The sequence below is a fragment of the Paenibacillus qinlingensis genome, from assembly GCF_031455095.1.
Lineage (GTDB): Bacteria > Bacillota > Bacilli > Paenibacillales > NBRC-103111 > Paenibacillus_E > Paenibacillus_E qinlingensis_A.
Genome location: NZ_JAVDSB010000010.1, coordinates 235,539 through 252,298, shown reverse-complemented (window position 1 = coordinate 252,298; position 16,760 = coordinate 235,539). Strand labels below are relative to the sequence as shown.

Genomic DNA, 16,760 nt, shown 5'->3' with positions numbered 1-16,760 from the left:
AACTCATTACGGAATATTTCATGAACCGCCGTATACCGAACGGTACGTACGGTGGTGTGAGAGGTCGGGGACTAGCCGTCCCCTCCTACTCGATTAGGCATAGGTGTGATTCCTTGAAATATGTGGGAAATATTTCAAATTATTGACGTAAACGGGAGGGTGAATGCATCTGGAACAGGTGTAACATAGAAGAAAGGGCAATGACTATGTTGTTAAAGCCGGGAGGGTGAAAAGCATGAAATGGATGAGGTTAATGCCGCTTATGCTAGGTGTGATACTTGTCATACTTTCTGCCAAACCTTTGTTTGCAGCTGGGAACGAGACGTATATTGGGAGTCGTGTAAACCATCAATTCAAATTTGATCATATCTATGTGAATTTCATGGAGTTAGGTAAGGTTGAGATTCTCGGCAGAGGTACCCCGATTCCCGTTGATCATATTTCTGTGGAAAATGAATTATCAGACGGCAAAGAAAGGCAAGCTATTCAGACCATGGCAGAGTACGTGAGCATGAATCAACAACCCAATGGGGATCGACTCACTTACACGAGAACTTATAAATGGGCAGGTCAGATCATAGAAATTGCAGACCAATTCCAAGCGGGGGAGTTCAATTCATCCACGCGTGAACAAGTGAATCTACACATGTCAATTAATCACAAGGATTGGTCTGTGGAGGGGCCGGTCCTAGTTCGGCCATTTTTTTTAGATGATAATCGGTACCATGGGTACTTTGGCGTTTTAACGGTCAAAGAGAAAGGGAGAGAGAAGTTGGTCATCATTCAACGAACCTCTGGGACGGCATTTACTCCGGATAAAAACCTGTCATGGCGCATACTAAGTATCGATAGCCAAGGTCAGGTTCAAGAGGACCGCTTTACCTATGATGAGCTGAGCGAGGTGCCGCAGAGGGTGAATATGATTAATATCACGAGTGCTTCGCCTTTCAGTTTGGGATACCGTAGTAACATTTTATTTGTTTGGCCATCCCTTCTTTTCCCGTTAGCTTACCCGATCGGTACAGCCATAGTGGGGCTCCTGTTGGTTATCATCGGGTTAGTAAAAGGATTGCGCCACTATCGAAAATAATGCGATTAACTGCTGAGGTGTTGAAAGGAGCATAAGGGTTTGAAGTTCATGGTTTATTTCATGGTATTAACTTTCATGGTCGGTTTGTCCGCGTGCCAAGCGGCAGAGCCTACAACCGTTGAACCGCGTACGATGGCAGGTGAGACTACAGCTCCGATTATCGTGCAAATGGAGAGTGCAGAGCCAAAGGTTAACGAGGTTAAGGATGCCAACTTACTTATTCCCACAGGGTGGCAGCTGTTGGTTCGGCACAATAGTGCGGAGAGAGTGGAAGGTGACTTGAACAAAGACGGCATCCAGGACGTCGCCATGGTCATCGAAAAGATAGAGGCCATGAAAGAGGAAGCACCTGAGAGGGCGCTTCTGATTGGTTTTGGCAATAGGGACAGTACGTATACACGCTCCATTATTGCAGAAAAGGCGATTCTAAAAGCCGATGAAGGCGGGATATGGGGCGATCCGCTCGACAGTATTTTTATCGATAGAGGCTCCATTGTCGTCAGTTTCTATGGGGGAAGTAACTTCAGATGGTATGGGAATTATCGGTTCAGATTTCAAAATGGGGACTGGTACTTGATCGGCGCTACCCTCGGATCTTATTTTACGGGGACGATGACAGAGAAGACCGGTGACGAAGCGGACTATAACCTGCTCACAGGTGATTATGTGAAAAGAATCGTCGACGATCCTAAGGCCGAGCAACCTACTACCCATACGATAACGGGCAACATGGGGAAGAAGCAGCTGCTGAAGCTGCGTGATTTTGTAGCGGCAGGTTCGACGGATCAGTTTTTAAAATAAAGCGTGTTCGCGGCCGCGGGAGGGGCTTGCGCACAATATATGTGCGCAAGCAGGTAACAGCCAGCTGAGATGCCGCGCTTGCGCACAATATATGTGCTCAAGCAGGTAAGTGCCAGCTGAGATGCCGCGCTTGAGACTTCAATCCTCCCTCTTTTTCTCACCCTCAAATCCATCTCCTTCAATACCCCCAGAAATGCAAGCACCTCCTGCCTTTTAACCTTATCTCACGTATGTTACTACCCCCACTTACGCTGACTTTTTTCTATGCTGCACCAGCCCAGCAACCCCTCGGGCTCCACGCAGCCTAACCCTAACCCCCTAACCATTCTTCATTACCTCTGAACACGGCACCGAGGACGTAACTTAGCTCTCTCCCTCTTTTGGCCCCGATTTTCACTCTCAAAAACCCCTCGTAGCACTTATCCCCAAACTTACCCACAATATCAACATGTCCACAAATCAGGCTGTGCATAAGATTCTTTCCTCCTTATACACATATCCACAACTAAACTTATCCACAACTGGAGAACCAAGTTCCCCTTATCCACGAGGTCGCCTACGAATACTTATCATTGCGCGATCGGTAGGAGAGAGCTGGTGGAGCGAGATGATGCTATTTGATGCCGAAGGATGTGCTTTTCCGCGTGTGATTTGGTATGCTGTATTATGTTGTAATGTTTTCGTAATACTACTGTAATATGAAATAGAACATTAGCTAGCTTCTCTTATATGCTTCTAAGGACGTGGACAACTCCGTCTTTAGTCTAGGTTTTATCACGACCTTTGGCTAACGAAAGACAGTACCTTGGGGTGTTTTTTAAAAAGCCTTACTCCTTTATGATAAAGGTAACGTAGAGGAGAGCGAGGATTTGGCATGAGAACAAAAGCGTGGGTGTCCTATTTGCTAGCTTGCAGCGGACTTCTTTTGATCCCATTAGTAGGGCTCAATTATATACATTTAAATCAAGACACAGGAACAGCGTACAGTTTAATGACTGATCTGGATCGGCAGATCCCTTTTATCAAAGGCTTTGTGGTTCCGTATTTAGGTTGGTATGGCTTTCTTGCCGTAGGCTTCTTATATTTAGCGTATCGAGATCGCTCCAATTATTTTCAAACACTCGTAGAATTTATCATAGGTTTGCTTTTATGTTATGGCGTCTATGCTATATATCAGACAACAGTGCCGCGGCCGGACCTTGCAGGTAGTGACTGGTTGCTTCGGACAGTGCAATGGGTGTACAGCTCCGATGAACCGTTTAATTGTTTTCCCAGCACACACGTACTAACGGCCTATCTGATGATGAGAGCCTATCTCCGTTCAGTACCTATAGCAATACGCTACAAAATCATAACGGCGGGTACGGCAGTGTTAATTATTGCATCGACTCTGTTCGTTAAACAACATGTGATCATGGATATCGTGGGTGCAGTGCTTGTGGCTGAGTGCGTCGTCTATGTAGTTAGTAAAAGTAAGAGAGCGTGGTCGATAGGATCGATAGCTGCTGGTGCGCGACAAGATGAGCTCGAAAGGGGACTAAAGCAATGAGAAGAAAAGGGAAGCTTCTGATACTAACGGGCAGTCTTGGGGATGGGCACAACAAAGCAGCGCAGGCGATACTTGAAGCTGTACGTATGTATAGACCGGATATGGAAGTGAAAGTCGTTGATTATTTGGCGTGGACGCATCCGTATTTGCATGGGTTCGGTAAGTACTGCTATATGCAATGGGTCAAAAGCTTGCCCTCCGTATATGGTTTCCTATACAAGAAGACTAGGCATGACACCGCGTTATCCCATTTGTTCAAAAAAATGAAATCTTTCAGCACCGACCGGATGCTGGATTTGTTAGAAGAGGAAGCACCCACGGAAGTCGTGTGTACGTTCCCAGGGGCTGCGGCTGCTATGTCTTATCTAAAATGCAACGGCCTTACGATCGTGCCGACCGTGACGGTCATCACGGACTATACCGATCACAGCTACTGGATTCATCCGGGGACGGATAAGTATCTGGTCGGGGCGGAGCATGTGAAGCAGGCGCTTCTGAAGTATGCGATCCCTGAGCAGCGCATCGTCGTGACCGGCATTCCGATTCGGATGCCATTCACACAATCGTACAATCGCTCCGAACTTCGCGATAAATACGGTTTGCAGCGCAACATGCCAACGGTGCTTGTGATGGGCGGGGGGCACGGCCTGATCGGAAAATCGTTCAAATCGGTGCTGCAATCAGATGAACTCGCAGTGCCTGTGCAATTTGTTTTCGTCTGTGGACGCAACGAGAAGCTGAAGCAGCATTTGGAGGAGGAACTTGGCGGCTCGAACACGCATCATCATGTTATGGTGACAGGGTTCGTCGACCATGTGCACGAGCTTATGGCGCTGTCTGACCTAATCGTGACGAAGCCCGGTGGGCTCACCGTATCCGAAGCGCTCGCATTGGAGCTGCCCATGATGCTGTACAAGCCGATTCCTGGGCAGGAGCAGGCAAACGCCGCGTACCTCGTGGGGATCGGTGCTGCTGTCGAAGTAAAGAACGCCGCTGAGATGAAAAAACAATTGCTCGACGTCATCGCGAATCAGTCCGTTTTGCTCAAGTTGAAAAAAAATGTACAACGACGTCACCAACAACCAGATGTACTGCGTACCTTAGATGCGATTTTGGAAACGGAGCATCATTACCTTCCGATTCAAGATGGTTTGCAATTCTCGTATGCGAATGTATAGAAAAAGCCAAGACCCCTATTCCTCCCGCTTTATTGACGGGAATAAGGGGTCTTTTTTTCTGCCAGTTAGCCTGCTACTTATCCTCTTGCATCGTGACGATGATATCTTGTGCGTAGTTGCCGAATTGTTTGCCGAAGAGGGTAACACCGCCACAATTCGCTGCTGTTTCCAAGGAGGCAAGGCGGAAATGAATATCCTGCGAAAACGTAATATTCAGGTCGTGAATCGTGGTGGACGATATTTGTGTGCCATCTAGAAACGAGCCCTGCGGATTCACCGTAATAATTTTTAGCAAACCATACTGTGTATTGCCATTTCCCCACCAATCTGGGGTGAGTACACCTCTATGTTTGCCAAAATCACCAGGGCAGGTCCACTGTCCAAGTGGTTTATCGTTGATCGAAAAAGAAATATCCGAAGGCCAATTCTCATTATAGCCTGGAGCTTCCGAGCAAATTTCGAATGAAATTTCCAGTGTACGAAGCTTCTGATTGCTGTGGAAAAAATTCGGGATACGGTACTCCACATAACCGCTGCCGAACCAGAGAATACCTGCTTGTACATGCTGCGGATCGGCAAAATACCGCGGATCATCCAGTACCCCGATCAATTGGGTTGGGGAAGCCAAGCCACATGTCGGTTTCACATCAAAGGCCGAGTATTGACCGATGGGAATCGCAACCGTCGTGGTCGGAAGCTCATAGGGCTTCTTCGATCTAAATTGAAGTGTGGCTTGATCAAGCTGCAGGTAACAAATCTTCTGTGTACCGCGCACACCAGTCACGTTCTCCGAACGCACGATGCCAGCTTGCTCCAGCTTCTGGATATGCTTGGTCACAATGGCCGACGAAATCTCTAGTCGCTGGGAAAGCTGTTTAATATTTAATGGCGCTTCGCCTAGTAATTCAATCATTTTCACACGAGTCTCCGAGGAGAAGCACTCCAGGAAGGGCATGTTTTTGGATGTAACCTCAATTTGCATAAGGGGAACCTCAACTTTACTTGCATATTTTCTTTATTGTATAACCTGTAGGTTATTTAAACAACTTGTTTATTAGGTTTTTGCTATATCTTTCGATTTTCTGAGCAAATACAAGGACCGCGTTAAGTTTCTTTTTGTATATTCAAGTAATGGAACCCCAAGTATATATATGGCCAAAATAGAGCTTGATAAGCGCGGCAACTTGCTGACTTTGCTCTTCCAGAAGAAAATGCCCTCCACATAAAAAATGAATTTCCGCACATTTTAATAATTCTCCAAAGGTAAGAGCCCCTTCTAACGTAAAATTAAAATCATTTTTGCCCCATGTTATCAGAGTAGGCGGTTGGTAAGTTCGCAAGTATTGCTGCCAAACTGGATATTGCTCCACGTTGGTTCGATAATCGTAGCCCAATGCCAACTGAATTTGGCTATTGCCCGGGCGATCCAAAAATAATTGGTCCATTAAATAACCATCGGGACTAATCAGACAGGGCTGACACGCGCCTTTTAAATACTGCATTTTCGTAAATTCAAAAGTTGTAAGCATGGTAAATGCCGCTTCAGTTGCAGGATTTCGATCTGCCCAAAGTGCTTTGAAGGTATCGAAAGGCTTCCCTAATCCATTTTCACTGGCTACGGCATTCTGAATAACAAATCCAAGAATGCGGTGCGGATTGCGTACAGCGAGCCTGAATCCGATTGGCCCCCCATAGTCTTGGCAGTACAAGATAAAACGTGAAATACAGAGATTATCTATAAGCTTTTCAATCAAAAAAGATAGATTCTCGAAGGTGTACGAGTACTCTTCTACAGATGGCATACTGCTATTTCCGAATCCTAGGTAATCAGGAGCAATGACATGAAATCTGTCTGTTAGTAGAGGAATTAAATCCCTGAACATATGGGATGAGCTTGGAAAACCATGAAGAAGAATGATGGTTGGGTTGTTCCGACTCCCGGCTTGGCGAAAAAATAAATCCCAACCATCGATCTTCATTTTTTGATAATGAACCATGATTTCAACTTCCTTTCTAGGGAGCTCCTACTATTCTCTAACAAAAATATGTGATTATAACATGTCTAAGTACTTAGGAGCAGGAGGACATAGGAACTAGAGAACATAGTACGATTAATTAATAAGTTATTATTATTTAATTTAATGTCCAATGATTTGTGCAAAAAAAGGACGTTCATCATCAGCCAAATCATGTATCATGGTAAGGAGAAAGAAGCTATCTTTTAACCAAATACAGGTAACGAGGTGTGAAAATGAGCAAACGCTTTCAGCTGCATGAGATCTTCTCTGAAGGAATGATTTTGCAGCGAAATCAAGAGAATCCGATATGGGGGACAGGCCCTGAGGGGATGAGCGTTACCTTGGTGTGCCAAGGACAGCAGGTACATAGCCTCATTACCAACGGCAAGTGGCAGGTGATATTGCCCGCATCCGAAGCGGGAGGTCCTCATATCTTAACCGTTAGCTCGGAGGGGCAGCTACTAGTGGAAATCCAAGATGTCTACTTTGGGGACGTTTGGCTAGCTGGAGGTCAATCTAACATGGAGTGGCCGGTAAGGGAGACAGATCACGCGCAGGCGGACATCGCGGAAGCTCATTTTCCGCTTATACGTTACTTCGATGTCCCCCGAGTGGAATGGGCTGACCCTGCGATAGAAACACCGATGAACGCTTCTTGGAAAAAGGCGCTGCCTGAGCATGTGCCGGACTTTTCGGCAGTAGCTTATCATTTTGCCCAGCATATTCAGGCTTCTGAGGGGATACCGATTGGCATCATTGGCTGCAATTGGGGCGGTACCTCGGCTTCTTGTTGGGTAAATGAAGCAACGATTCAACAGTACCCAGAGCTGCAGGTGTATCTAGATACGTTTGCCGAACAGATCAAGGATTTTGACTGGGTCGCCTATGAGCGTATTGGGCAAGCTTATGATCAAGCGGTTGCTGATTATGAGAAGCGCAAAGCAGCAGGGGCAACAAAAGAAGAGTTAGGGGGCTATCCATGGCCGCCTCCTACAAATCCACATACGCCTATGAGGCCTTGTGGTGTATATGAGACGATGCTGCTCAAAATCGCACCTTACGGCTTAAAGGGCTTCCTGTTCTACCAGGGGGAGAGCGATGTTAAACGAGCGAATGTGTATGACAAGCTGCTGACAGGACTTATCGACTATTGGCGGTCGCTCTGGCACAAGGACAATCTTCCCTTCCATTTCGTGCAGCTTCCTTCATTTAGCTATGAAGGGAATCCCGATGGGGACGAGTGGGCGTTACTTCGCGAATCCCAAACAATGGTGAATGAGCGTATCCCGCATACGGGGATGGCGATTGCCTTGGATTGCGGCGAGCGCGATGACATCCATCCGCGGGATAAACGTGCGGTGGGGTACAGGCTCGCTTTAACAGCCTTGGAGCTTGTCTACGCGCGCGAGCTAACAAGCTCAGGGCCTGTATACCGCGAGCTGCAGATCGAGGAGGGGCGGGTCGTGCTCCATTTTGATCATACCGAGGGCGGATTGGCGCTCGCTGAGGGGAGTGAACGGCTCATCGGCTTCCAGCTTGCTGAAGCGGAGGGGCCTTTCATGGCTGCAGAGGCGAGCATCGAAGGCAGCACGGTTGTGCTGTGGCATCCAGCAGTCGCGAAGCCAACGAGGGCGAGATATGCTTGGACCAATTACACAGAGGCCAACTTGTTGAATGGGCTTGGTTTGCCAGCTGGCACGTTCCGCACGATACGTGAGAATAGATGAGGTTGTGGGGTCGTTCACTCTTGAGAGTGGACGCTTTTTTGCTTGCTGTAAGTCGAAAATGAGACTGTCGATTAACTGTTTATTCTGAATGTCCTATAAACATTTGAAATTTAGAGAAACAACCGGGAACTTCTGCAACTCGAGATAACTTATCGCTTCCATGACATAGAGATGAATCTCATTTGCAAAATAGCGTTATGAAAACAGCTTATTTATTAGTTTAGTAGAGAATACGGGAGAATAACATTATAAAATAGCGTTATTTTACTCTAAATGGATAAATTTCACTCCATTTGGTCGAAATAGCGTTATTTCGCAATGCTATATTTTAACAGAACATGTATATGTAGCAAATAACGTTATGCCACACCTTTATTTGAAATCGCATGTGACCGTACCTTTGTAAGGAGAGACAATCTCCTCTGAAACTAACAATTTTTATAAAAATTCACTAAGTTGCATGTTTATTAAGCCTCGATTCATTAATGGACAGTCTCAAAATTCGAGTTACTGAAGTGAAACTCTCCGAACTATCCTCCGATCAAGCAAGAATAAACAAAGCCAACTCCGCCTCCCTTGCCTCCGAAACCGGCTGCGAATTATCCCAGTAGATGAGCGACGACGGTGCTATGTGCCACGATACCTCTCTGCGCTGCAGCGCGGGTCGGAATTGTGGCCAATTGTCCAGCTTCCAAACATCCAAAGCTGATCCACTTACACGAATACGCTCCTTGTAAGCCTCCTCGCTCGGCAAATACACATATATCACCCTAACGGTGACATCATGTACCGTTGCTCCGATACGAGCCAACTCTCCTTCCAACCACAGCGGCTCCCCTTGCTCTCTTGTAAAGGGACCGATCACGACGGCATCTTGCGCAACGGATAACTGCTCCAGAGCCGCGTCCATGGTGATGCGATAGCCCAAATCTCGGCAGTGCGCCTTGTAAAATGGTGAATCCCGGTCGCTTGGGTCTTGCCCGGCAAGCGTCATGATCGCTTCCGCGGCAGGGCGCAGCAAGGTGTCCATATCCAAGAAAGCTCCGCCATGTCGGCGCACCCAAGCTTTTGCTAGTGTTGTTTTGCCCGCACCTGCAGGGCCGATAAAAAAGATTAATTTACGCATAGGTAACCTCCGTAGAATGGCTTTCAAAGCATATGTCATAAGATTGTAACATAAGAGCGTTTACAAGTTCGATTTTCAGGAAACTTTCAGCTGAATTAAAGGTTCCTTTAAGCTTTCGGCTATAATTACATCACATTTTTCTCGTATATTTAGGAGATATAGGGGTTAATTTAAATCGGAAGGATCGATTACATGTTAACGAATGTAACTAGTCCACCTCAAAGTGGATATGGAACAGTATCCCATCCTGCAGATCTATGGCCAACACAAGGCTGGCCAACTTCAACGCCCGAAGCACAAGGTATATTCTCGGCAACGCTAGCTAAGACTTTCGAGGTTTTTGATAAACAAGGTGTGCATAGTGTAGCCATTATTCGTCATGGTGTGTTGGTTGCGGATGCTTATAAAGAAGGAATTCAAGCGGAAATTCCGCAAGATATGAAATCAGTAACGAAGAGTGTCACATCGGCACTAGTCGGTATTGCTTTAGCAGAAGGTAAGCTGAAAAGTCCAGAGCAGCGTCTAGCTGTATTTTTCCCAGAGTTAGAGAAAGATCCCTTAAAGTCTAAGATTCGATTAAAGCATCTGCTTAGTATGACTTCAGGTCTCGCTTGGGATAATTATCAGGAGCACTCATCGAACGAAATGATGCATGAACCGGATTGGATCCAGTATATCCTAGACCGTCCTGTCAAACATGAACCAGGTGAAGTGTTTAACTATTCCAACGGGGATGCGCACTTACTCTCGGCTGTGCTTGAAAAGGTTACGGGGATGACCATGTTGGACTATGCCAAGTCACGGTTATTCGAACCGCTAGGCATTACAAATGTGAGCTGGAACCATGACCACAACGGAATGACAATCGGTGCTTGGGCGCTTGCTTTAACACTTGAAGATATGGCTAAGATAGGCTTGCTTTATCTCAAAGAAGGGCAATGGGAAGGGAAATCAATTATTCCCCAAGCCTGGATTCGTACTTCATTGGCGAAGCGGATTCACTTGAATTATAGTAACGGTACCCGAGGCACGTATGGCTACTATTGGTGGTCCAAAACGCTTGCCAAAGGAATCGTAAGAGGAAGCCGCAAAGAAATGGATGTTTTCTATGCATCGGGTTCAGGTGGCAGACGCATATTTGTTATACCGGATTTGGATCTGATTGTTGCGCTAACCGCCAATACGGAAGATGTGGATATGCCGGAAGGCTTGTTGCTTCATGTGCTTCAGTCAATTCGATCCGACAAAGGGCTCACGGAGAACCCCGTAGCCAATGCACAATTAAAGCAAGCCATTCAAGCTTTCTCAACATCAGCTGTTATCTAAACATGGACAAGCCGCACATCGTAAGATGGCGGCTTTTTCTTGTGCTGATTTCTCGGTTGCGAGCAGATGAGAACGTGTAGATCAGCACACTAAATCAGCTCTGTCTTTGAAATCGAAGTGAGAGTGCGGTAGAGCGATTTCGAGGTCAGCCTGTTTTTTTAGAATTGATATACTGGGTAATGACGCATATACGTCAGGAATGCCAAATTAGATTCACGCGCCGCTATGGATCGTACGAAGTCTCAAAAGAATGGACGGCTAGATTCGCAGCGCCTTTTACTCACGGGGATTGCGATTGCATCGGGCTTATCCGCAGTGACGGTGTTCATTACGCTCAAAATGAATGCCAAAGATTTCGAGATGGCAGCCGTCTGGGTATCCGGCAGCATTTATAACGCGAACTGGAAGTACATCATCTCCATGCTGCTCTGGTTGCTGTTCACACAGCCGCAAACGTATCAGACCTATATAGCTGGCAGCCCTTCGATTCACTGGAACAAGGTCATACTGAAGGAACAAGAAGATCAATACTTAGCTAATCTCAGCGCCACACAGCTAAACCACAAGCTGCTCATGACGACCACAGAACTGGAGCGGGAGCACCCAAGTAACATGAGTGAGAATGCAAGAGAGCTGTATGAGCGCTTAGCGCTTTTACCAAGAGAGAAGCTTCATGTGGACTATTATGTGTTTGAAGGGGAAGGGCATGTCTCGGTGCTTCCTGCACTGGTTAGCAGTGCTGTTCGCTTTTTGCGAAGGACCTAAAATAAGTCCAGCATGGAATTTTCTAAAAAGCTCGATATCTAGCGCTTAGGCGTGAAGAGATATCGGGCTTTTTTGCTTGAAATTTTGTTGGAATCAATATGCTTCAGAATAGGTATAAAATGATAATGGGAATCATTATCACTAATAAATGTTAAATCAAGGGAATATAATTGTCAACTACCAATTTTTTTAGCGACCCTTTAGGGAGAGGAAATTGGAGGAGCGACAGTTTTGTAAGGGGAAAGTTTTGCCTATCTGTCTTATGCGGAGGGGGATCGGCATATCGTCAGAGGAAGGTCAATCCTCGTATGGTTTCTCTTCATGTTCGATCAAAGGTCAATAAAAAAGAGAAAAATATAGGGTTGCATTGATAATGATTATCATTTACAATGGCGGTGAGTTGTGTAAATTATTACCAAGCCTCTTCGCCAGAATGGAGCAAGAGTCATTTCATGATCATTTTCCTAAAGGAGGAACGATTAATTTATGAAGGGCAATGCGAAATATCTTGAAAGTCAGAAGAGGAGGGAATCTAATGCACGAACGTATCCTCGAAAGATCCCTATTGCTATTACAGAGGCCAGAGGTATTCAGGTAAAAGATGCAGATGGCCGCACTTATTACGATTGCCTTGCAGGAGCAGGAACACTTGCCCTAGGCCACAATCACCCGGTCGTGATCGAGGCGATGAAAGAGGTCTTAACGACAGGTCTTCCGTTACACACTCTGGATTTGACTACGCCGGTTAAAGAGAATTTTGTAGATGAGCTCTTTGATATATTGCCAGCTGAATTTGCGAAAAATGCCCGTATTCAATTTTGCGGACCGACAGGAGCAGATGCCGTAGAAGCAGCGATGAAGCTGGTAAAGACGGCAACGGGAAGAAGCGGAATGATGTCTTTCCATGGGGGATATCATGGAATGACCAGCGGTGCGCTTAGCTTGACGGGGAACTTGGGCCCGAAACGGCAAGTGGGCGGATTGTTGCCAGGTACGCAATTTTTGCCATATCCGTATGATTATCGTTGTCCATTTGGTATTGGTGGAGAGCAAGGCCATCAAATTGGCAGCCGCTATATCGAACATTTGCTAGACGATCCGGAAAGCGGAGTGCTGTCACCAGCAGGGATGATTATGGAGTTAGTGCAAGGGGAGGGCGGTGTTATTCCAGCACCTCATGCATGGGCCAGAGAAATTCGTAGAATGACCAAAGAACGGGAAATCCCTTTAATTATTGACGAAGTGCAGACAGGAATCGGCAGAACAGGCCGGATGTTTGCGTTCGAACATGCGGGCATTATTCCTGATGTGATCGTAATCTCCAAAGCTATAGGTGGGGGTCTGCCGCTGTCGGTCATCGTGTATCGCGAAGAACTGGACAAATGGGAGCCAGGAGCACATGCAGGTACATTCCGTGGCAATCAGTTGGCGATGGCTGCTGGTACGGCAACGCTGCGAATTATTCGGGAAGAGCGGCTAGTTGAACATGCGGCAGCCGTTGGTGAACGGCTCTGCAAGCACCTAGAGCAAACCAAGACGGCTGTGACATGTATCGGTCAAGTCAGAGGCAGAGGCTTAATGATCGGTGCTGAGATTGTGGACACCGAACGGGAAGCTGACCGAATTGGTAGCTATCCGGCTAATCAAGGGCTCGCCCGTGAAATTCAACAGCAGTGTCTGAAACGTGGCCTGATTCTTGAACTTGGCGGACGTCATGGCAGCGTTGTTCGTTTCTTGCCGCCGCTCAATGTAACGGAGCAAGAGATTGATCGAATTGCTGAGATTTTCCATGAGGCTGTCATGGCAGCGGATCGTCAGTCGTTAAGCCTTCAGGGGGTGCTCGGTTGAATAGGGATTTCGCATCCGACTTCTTAAACACCACGGTGGAGAGTCAAGCGCTTTTTCGTAAGCATATGCAAGCAACAGTCGAGGTGCTCGTTCGTGATTTTGCAGCAGCAGAGAAGCCTTACAGCGGGGCTGCGCCGCAGGATTTGGCAGCGGCATTTCGCGATCGACAGGTTTGTCCCGAGCAGGGCGTGAGCATGGAGGAACTGCTTCAATTTATCGGCACGACGGTGGTGAAACATGCGGCAGTTGTGAATCATCCTGCGTGTGTGGCGCACCTTCATTGCCCGCCGCTTCAAGCTTCACTTATGGCGGAGACCATGCTGGCAACGCTGAACCAATCCATGGATTCTTGGGATCAGAGCATGTCGGCAACCATGCTAGAGAAAGAAATGATTGGCTGGCTATGTGAGCTGTTCGGCTATGACAAGGGGATCAGCGATGGGGTATTCACCAGTGGGGGAACGCAGTCTAACTTCATGGGTCTGGGGCTGGCTAGGGATCATTATGCCTATTCAAAATGGAACTGGAACGTGCAACAGTGGGGCTTACCTCCACAGGGGGACCGTCTGCGCATTCTGTGCTCGGAAGCGGCTCATTTTACAGTCAAGCAATCGGCGGCTCTGTTAGGTTTGGGACAACAGGCAGTTATCACGATTCCTGTTGATTCGTTAGGGCGGATGCACGCCCATGTGCTCGAACATACAATCGATCGATTGCATCAAGACGGATTACTCCCCTTTGCCTTGGTGGGGACAGCCGGCACAACAGACTTCGGCAGTATCGATCCGTTGCCTGAGTTAGCGGTACTTGCTCGTAAACACGGCATTTGGCTTCACATTGATGCAGCCTATGGTGGTGCACTTGCTCTAAGCGATAAACACGCAAACCTGCTAGAGGGAATTGCCTTCGCGGATTCGATTACGGTTGATTTCCATAAATTGTTTTATCAGCCAATTAGCTGTGGAGCGTTCTTAGTGCGGGATGCGGTGAACTATCGCTATTTACAACTGAACGCCGACTATTTAAATCCTCAAGAAGACGATCAGGCAGGGGTGCCTAATCTTGTCGGCAAGTCCATTCAGACAACGCGTAGGTTTGATGCTTTGAAGCTGTACATGTCACTGCAGCACCTAGGTCGTGAAAAGTTCGCGGCCATGATTGATTACACGCTGGAGCTCGCCTTGCACACAGCGGAACAAATACGGCAAGCAAAAGCACTCGAACTATTGGCGCAACCGACGTTAAATGCCGTCGTTTTCCGCTATCTACCTTCCGGAGAGATCGATTCCTCACAGGTGGATGAGATCAATCACCGTATTCGAGATCGTCTCCTTGCGAGTGGGATTGCCGTTATTGCACGAACAAAAGTGAAAGAAAAGGCGTGTCTAAAGTTCACGCTGCTCAATCCGTTAACGACACCGCAGGATACGGCTGATATTTTGGCTCACATCGTGCGAATAGGTTTGGAACTAGAACAACAATATGTGATCGAGCAGCATGCTCTGAGGGGAGTTTAATCATGATCCAGGATGGATTACTGGAAAACGTACAAACTTTTGACGAAAAGGGGGTAAACTCGTATCAGACGGCAGCTAGAGCTACGCTGCAAAGCTTGCTAAACAGCTTTCTCAGGGAAACTGGACTGGGGGATTGGCGTGAAGTTGAAGGTACATGGGTGCTGGAAGTGCCCTTGGTCAGTCAAGGAGGCAGTATCCTCGTTTCCGTCAAGCATAAATCGCTGACAGGAAGACATCTGTTTCAATTCCCCCTGCAGTGGAATGGAAGCGAGGGGCATGAAGGAGATAGGGAAGATGAGCTGGTAGTAGCCCGGCGGCTCGTTCATGAATTAGGTCATTTCGTCAAAGTGGATTCGCCGGAACGTATAGAGGATTTGTTACAGCAAATCGAAGAAAGCTGTGCCAGCATTGAGCAGTTTGTCGCTGCCCGTGACGGCGATCGGGGCCAGTTATATGGCTTTGATGGCGACTTTATTACAGCCGAGCAATCCTTATTGTTCGGACATTTGCTCCATCCTACACCGAAATGTCGGAACGGGGTTCCAGCCAGCATGCAATCCGTGTTTTCCCCGGAGTTGAAAGGGCAGTTCCAACTGCATTATTTCCGTGCACATCGCAGCATTGTACGTGAGGATTCTGCACTTGCACATACAACTGCAACGGAATGGATTAAAGCGGATCTCCGTCACGCAGATGTTCAGGTACCGTTCACAGACAGTGATGAATATACGTTGATTCCACTGCATCCTTTGCAGGCGGAAGAAGTACTTGCGAAGCCAGCCGTTCAGCAGCTGCTCGAAGCGGGCTTGCTTCAAGATATAGGTCCAATAGGGCGTTATTACTCGGCAACCTCATCGTTCCGCACGATGTATCATCCAGAGTCGCCATTTATGCCAAAAGGGTCCGTTCCTGTGCGGATTACCAATTCGGTACGAGTCAATCTATTTAAAGAACTGGAACGTGGCGTTGAAGTATCTCGCATGCTGCAAACCAAAGTCGGCGAGGTATCCAAACAATATCCAGCGTTCGCTATTGTGAAGGATCCTGCCTATGTGTCAATTGCTTTAGAAGGGCAGGAAGAGTCTGGATTCGAAGTTGTTTTGCGCGAAAATCCGTTTCAGGGGAAGCAGGCTCAGCAAGTGTCTCTTGTGGCTTCACTCGTGCAAGATCCGTTGCCTGGCTCTGAATCGCGTCTAAGCACGATCATTCGCCGATTGGCTAAGCAGGAAGCCCGCTCAACGGAAGCGGTAAGTCTGGACTGGTTTCGTCTTTATTTGAGTATGTCTCTAAAGCCAATGATCTGGCTGTATGTCACACACGGTATTGCGCTGGAAGCTCATCAGCAGAACAGTGTTGTCCAGCTGAACAATGGATACCCACAACGTTATTATTATCGCGACAATCAGGGCTATTATTTCTGTAATTCCATGAAGGAGCATCTGAATAAGGAATTGCCAGGCATCGGAGATAAGAGTCATACATTCTGCGATGATGCCATTGCTGATGAACGTTTCCGCTATTATGTTATTTTTAACCATCTGTTCGGTCTGATTAACGGTTTTGGTACAGCGGGACTTGCCCATGAACGGGAGCTGTTGCGTGAGTTGCGATCTGTGCTTGCGGAGTTCCTTCCGTTGAACAGAGAGCCTTCGATTTTCCTGCAAAGCTTGTTAACGGAAGCTAAGATCCCATGTAAGGCAAATCTGCTCACGCGACTTTACGATATGGATGAGTTAGTCGGTTCTCTCGAAAACCAGTCCGTCTATGTGCTCGTGGACAATCCGCTGGTTCTGGAGGTGTAGCGAAAGTGTCGGG

12 protein-coding genes and 1 pseudogene are annotated in these 16,760 nt (G+C 47.2%); 10 read left to right on the top strand and 3 right to left on the bottom strand.

Annotated features, from left to right (window positions below):
- The first annotated feature begins 235 nt into the window (after nucleotides 1-235).
- The 4 genes from J2736_RS23240 to J2736_RS23225 all read left to right on the top strand — a co-directional run bounded on the left by J2736_RS23240 (nucleotide 236) and on the right by J2736_RS23225 (nucleotide 4,618).
- Nucleotides 236-1,090 carry a hypothetical protein gene (locus J2736_RS23240; RefSeq protein ID WP_310500974.1) on the top strand — a complete coding sequence of 285 codons (855 nt, stop codon included), beginning with the start codon at nucleotides 236-238 and terminating at the stop codon, nucleotides 1,088-1,090.
- 39 nt (nucleotides 1,091-1,129) lie between these two features.
- Nucleotides 1,130-1,891 carry a hypothetical protein gene (locus J2736_RS23235; protein ID WP_310500973.1) on the top strand — a complete coding sequence of 254 codons (762 nt, stop codon included), beginning with the start codon at nucleotides 1,130-1,132 and terminating at the stop codon, nucleotides 1,889-1,891.
- Nucleotides 1,892-2,765: 874 nt separating this feature from the next.
- Nucleotides 2,766-3,440 (top strand): phosphatase PAP2 family protein, encoded by a 675-nt coding sequence (locus J2736_RS23230; RefSeq protein WP_310500972.1) that lies wholly within the window; start codon nucleotides 2,766-2,768, stop codon nucleotides 3,438-3,440.
- Nucleotides 3,437-4,618, top strand: a complete 1,182-nt coding sequence (locus J2736_RS23225; RefSeq protein ID WP_310500971.1) for an MGDG synthase family glycosyltransferase — start codon at nucleotides 3,437-3,439, stop codon at nucleotides 4,616-4,618. Before J2736_RS23230 ends, J2736_RS23225 begins: the two co-directional genes overlap by 4 nt.
- Before the next feature lie 73 nt (nucleotides 4,619-4,691).
- Here the strand turns inward: J2736_RS23225 and J2736_RS23220 are convergent, their stop codons facing one another.
- A complete protein-coding gene (locus tag J2736_RS23220; RefSeq protein ID WP_310500970.1) occupies nucleotides 4,692-5,600 on the bottom strand; it encodes an ArsR/SmtB family transcription factor in 909 nt (302 codons plus the stop codon).
- Between the two features lie 142 nt (nucleotides 5,601-5,742).
- On the bottom strand, nucleotides 5,743-6,615 hold the full coding sequence (locus J2736_RS23215; RefSeq protein ID WP_310500969.1) for an alpha/beta fold hydrolase: 873 nt from the start codon (nucleotides 6,613-6,615) through the stop codon (nucleotides 5,743-5,745).
- Between the two features lie 254 nt (nucleotides 6,616-6,869).
- Between J2736_RS23215 and J2736_RS23210 the strand changes: the two genes are divergently transcribed.
- Complete coding sequence (locus J2736_RS23210; protein ID WP_310500968.1) at nucleotides 6,870-8,363, top strand: sialate O-acetylesterase; 1,494 nt, start codon at nucleotides 6,870-6,872, stop codon at nucleotides 8,361-8,363.
- Nucleotides 8,364-8,904: 541 nt separating this feature from the next.
- On the opposite strand, the gene J2736_RS23205 is transcribed toward J2736_RS23210, so the two are convergent.
- A complete protein-coding gene (locus tag J2736_RS23205; RefSeq protein WP_310500967.1) occupies nucleotides 8,905-9,489 on the bottom strand; it encodes a P-loop nucleotide/nucleoside kinase family protein in 585 nt (194 codons plus the stop codon).
- A 192-nt stretch (nucleotides 9,490-9,681) separates the two neighbouring features.
- On the opposite strand from J2736_RS23205, the gene J2736_RS23200 reads away from it, so the two are divergent.
- The 5 genes and pseudogenes from J2736_RS23200 (at nucleotide 9,682) to J2736_RS23180 (ending at nucleotide 16,747) form a co-directional block, all read left to right on the top strand.
- On the top strand, nucleotides 9,682-10,815 hold the full coding sequence (locus J2736_RS23200) for a serine hydrolase domain-containing protein (RefSeq protein ID WP_310500966.1): 1,134 nt from the start codon (nucleotides 9,682-9,684) through the stop codon (nucleotides 10,813-10,815).
- A gap of 240 nt (nucleotides 10,816-11,055) precedes the next feature.
- Nucleotides 11,056-11,265, top strand: a pseudogene (locus J2736_RS23195) (iron chelate uptake ABC transporter family permease subunit); the annotation flags it as partial.
- An 801-nt stretch (nucleotides 11,266-12,066) separates the two neighbouring features.
- Complete coding sequence (locus J2736_RS23190; protein ID WP_310500965.1) at nucleotides 12,067-13,428, top strand: aspartate aminotransferase family protein; 1,362 nt, start codon at nucleotides 12,067-12,069, stop codon at nucleotides 13,426-13,428.
- Nucleotides 13,425-14,945 carry a pyridoxal phosphate-dependent decarboxylase family protein gene (locus tag J2736_RS23185; RefSeq protein WP_310500964.1) on the top strand — a complete coding sequence of 507 codons (1,521 nt, stop codon included), beginning with the start codon at nucleotides 13,425-13,427 and terminating at the stop codon, nucleotides 14,943-14,945. Before J2736_RS23190 ends, J2736_RS23185 begins: the two co-directional genes overlap by 4 nt.
- Before the next feature lie 2 nt (nucleotides 14,946-14,947).
- Nucleotides 14,948-16,747, top strand: a complete 1,800-nt coding sequence (locus J2736_RS23180) for an IucA/IucC family protein (RefSeq protein ID WP_310500963.1) — start codon at nucleotides 14,948-14,950, stop codon at nucleotides 16,745-16,747.
- Nucleotides 16,748-16,760 lie beyond the last annotated feature (13 nt).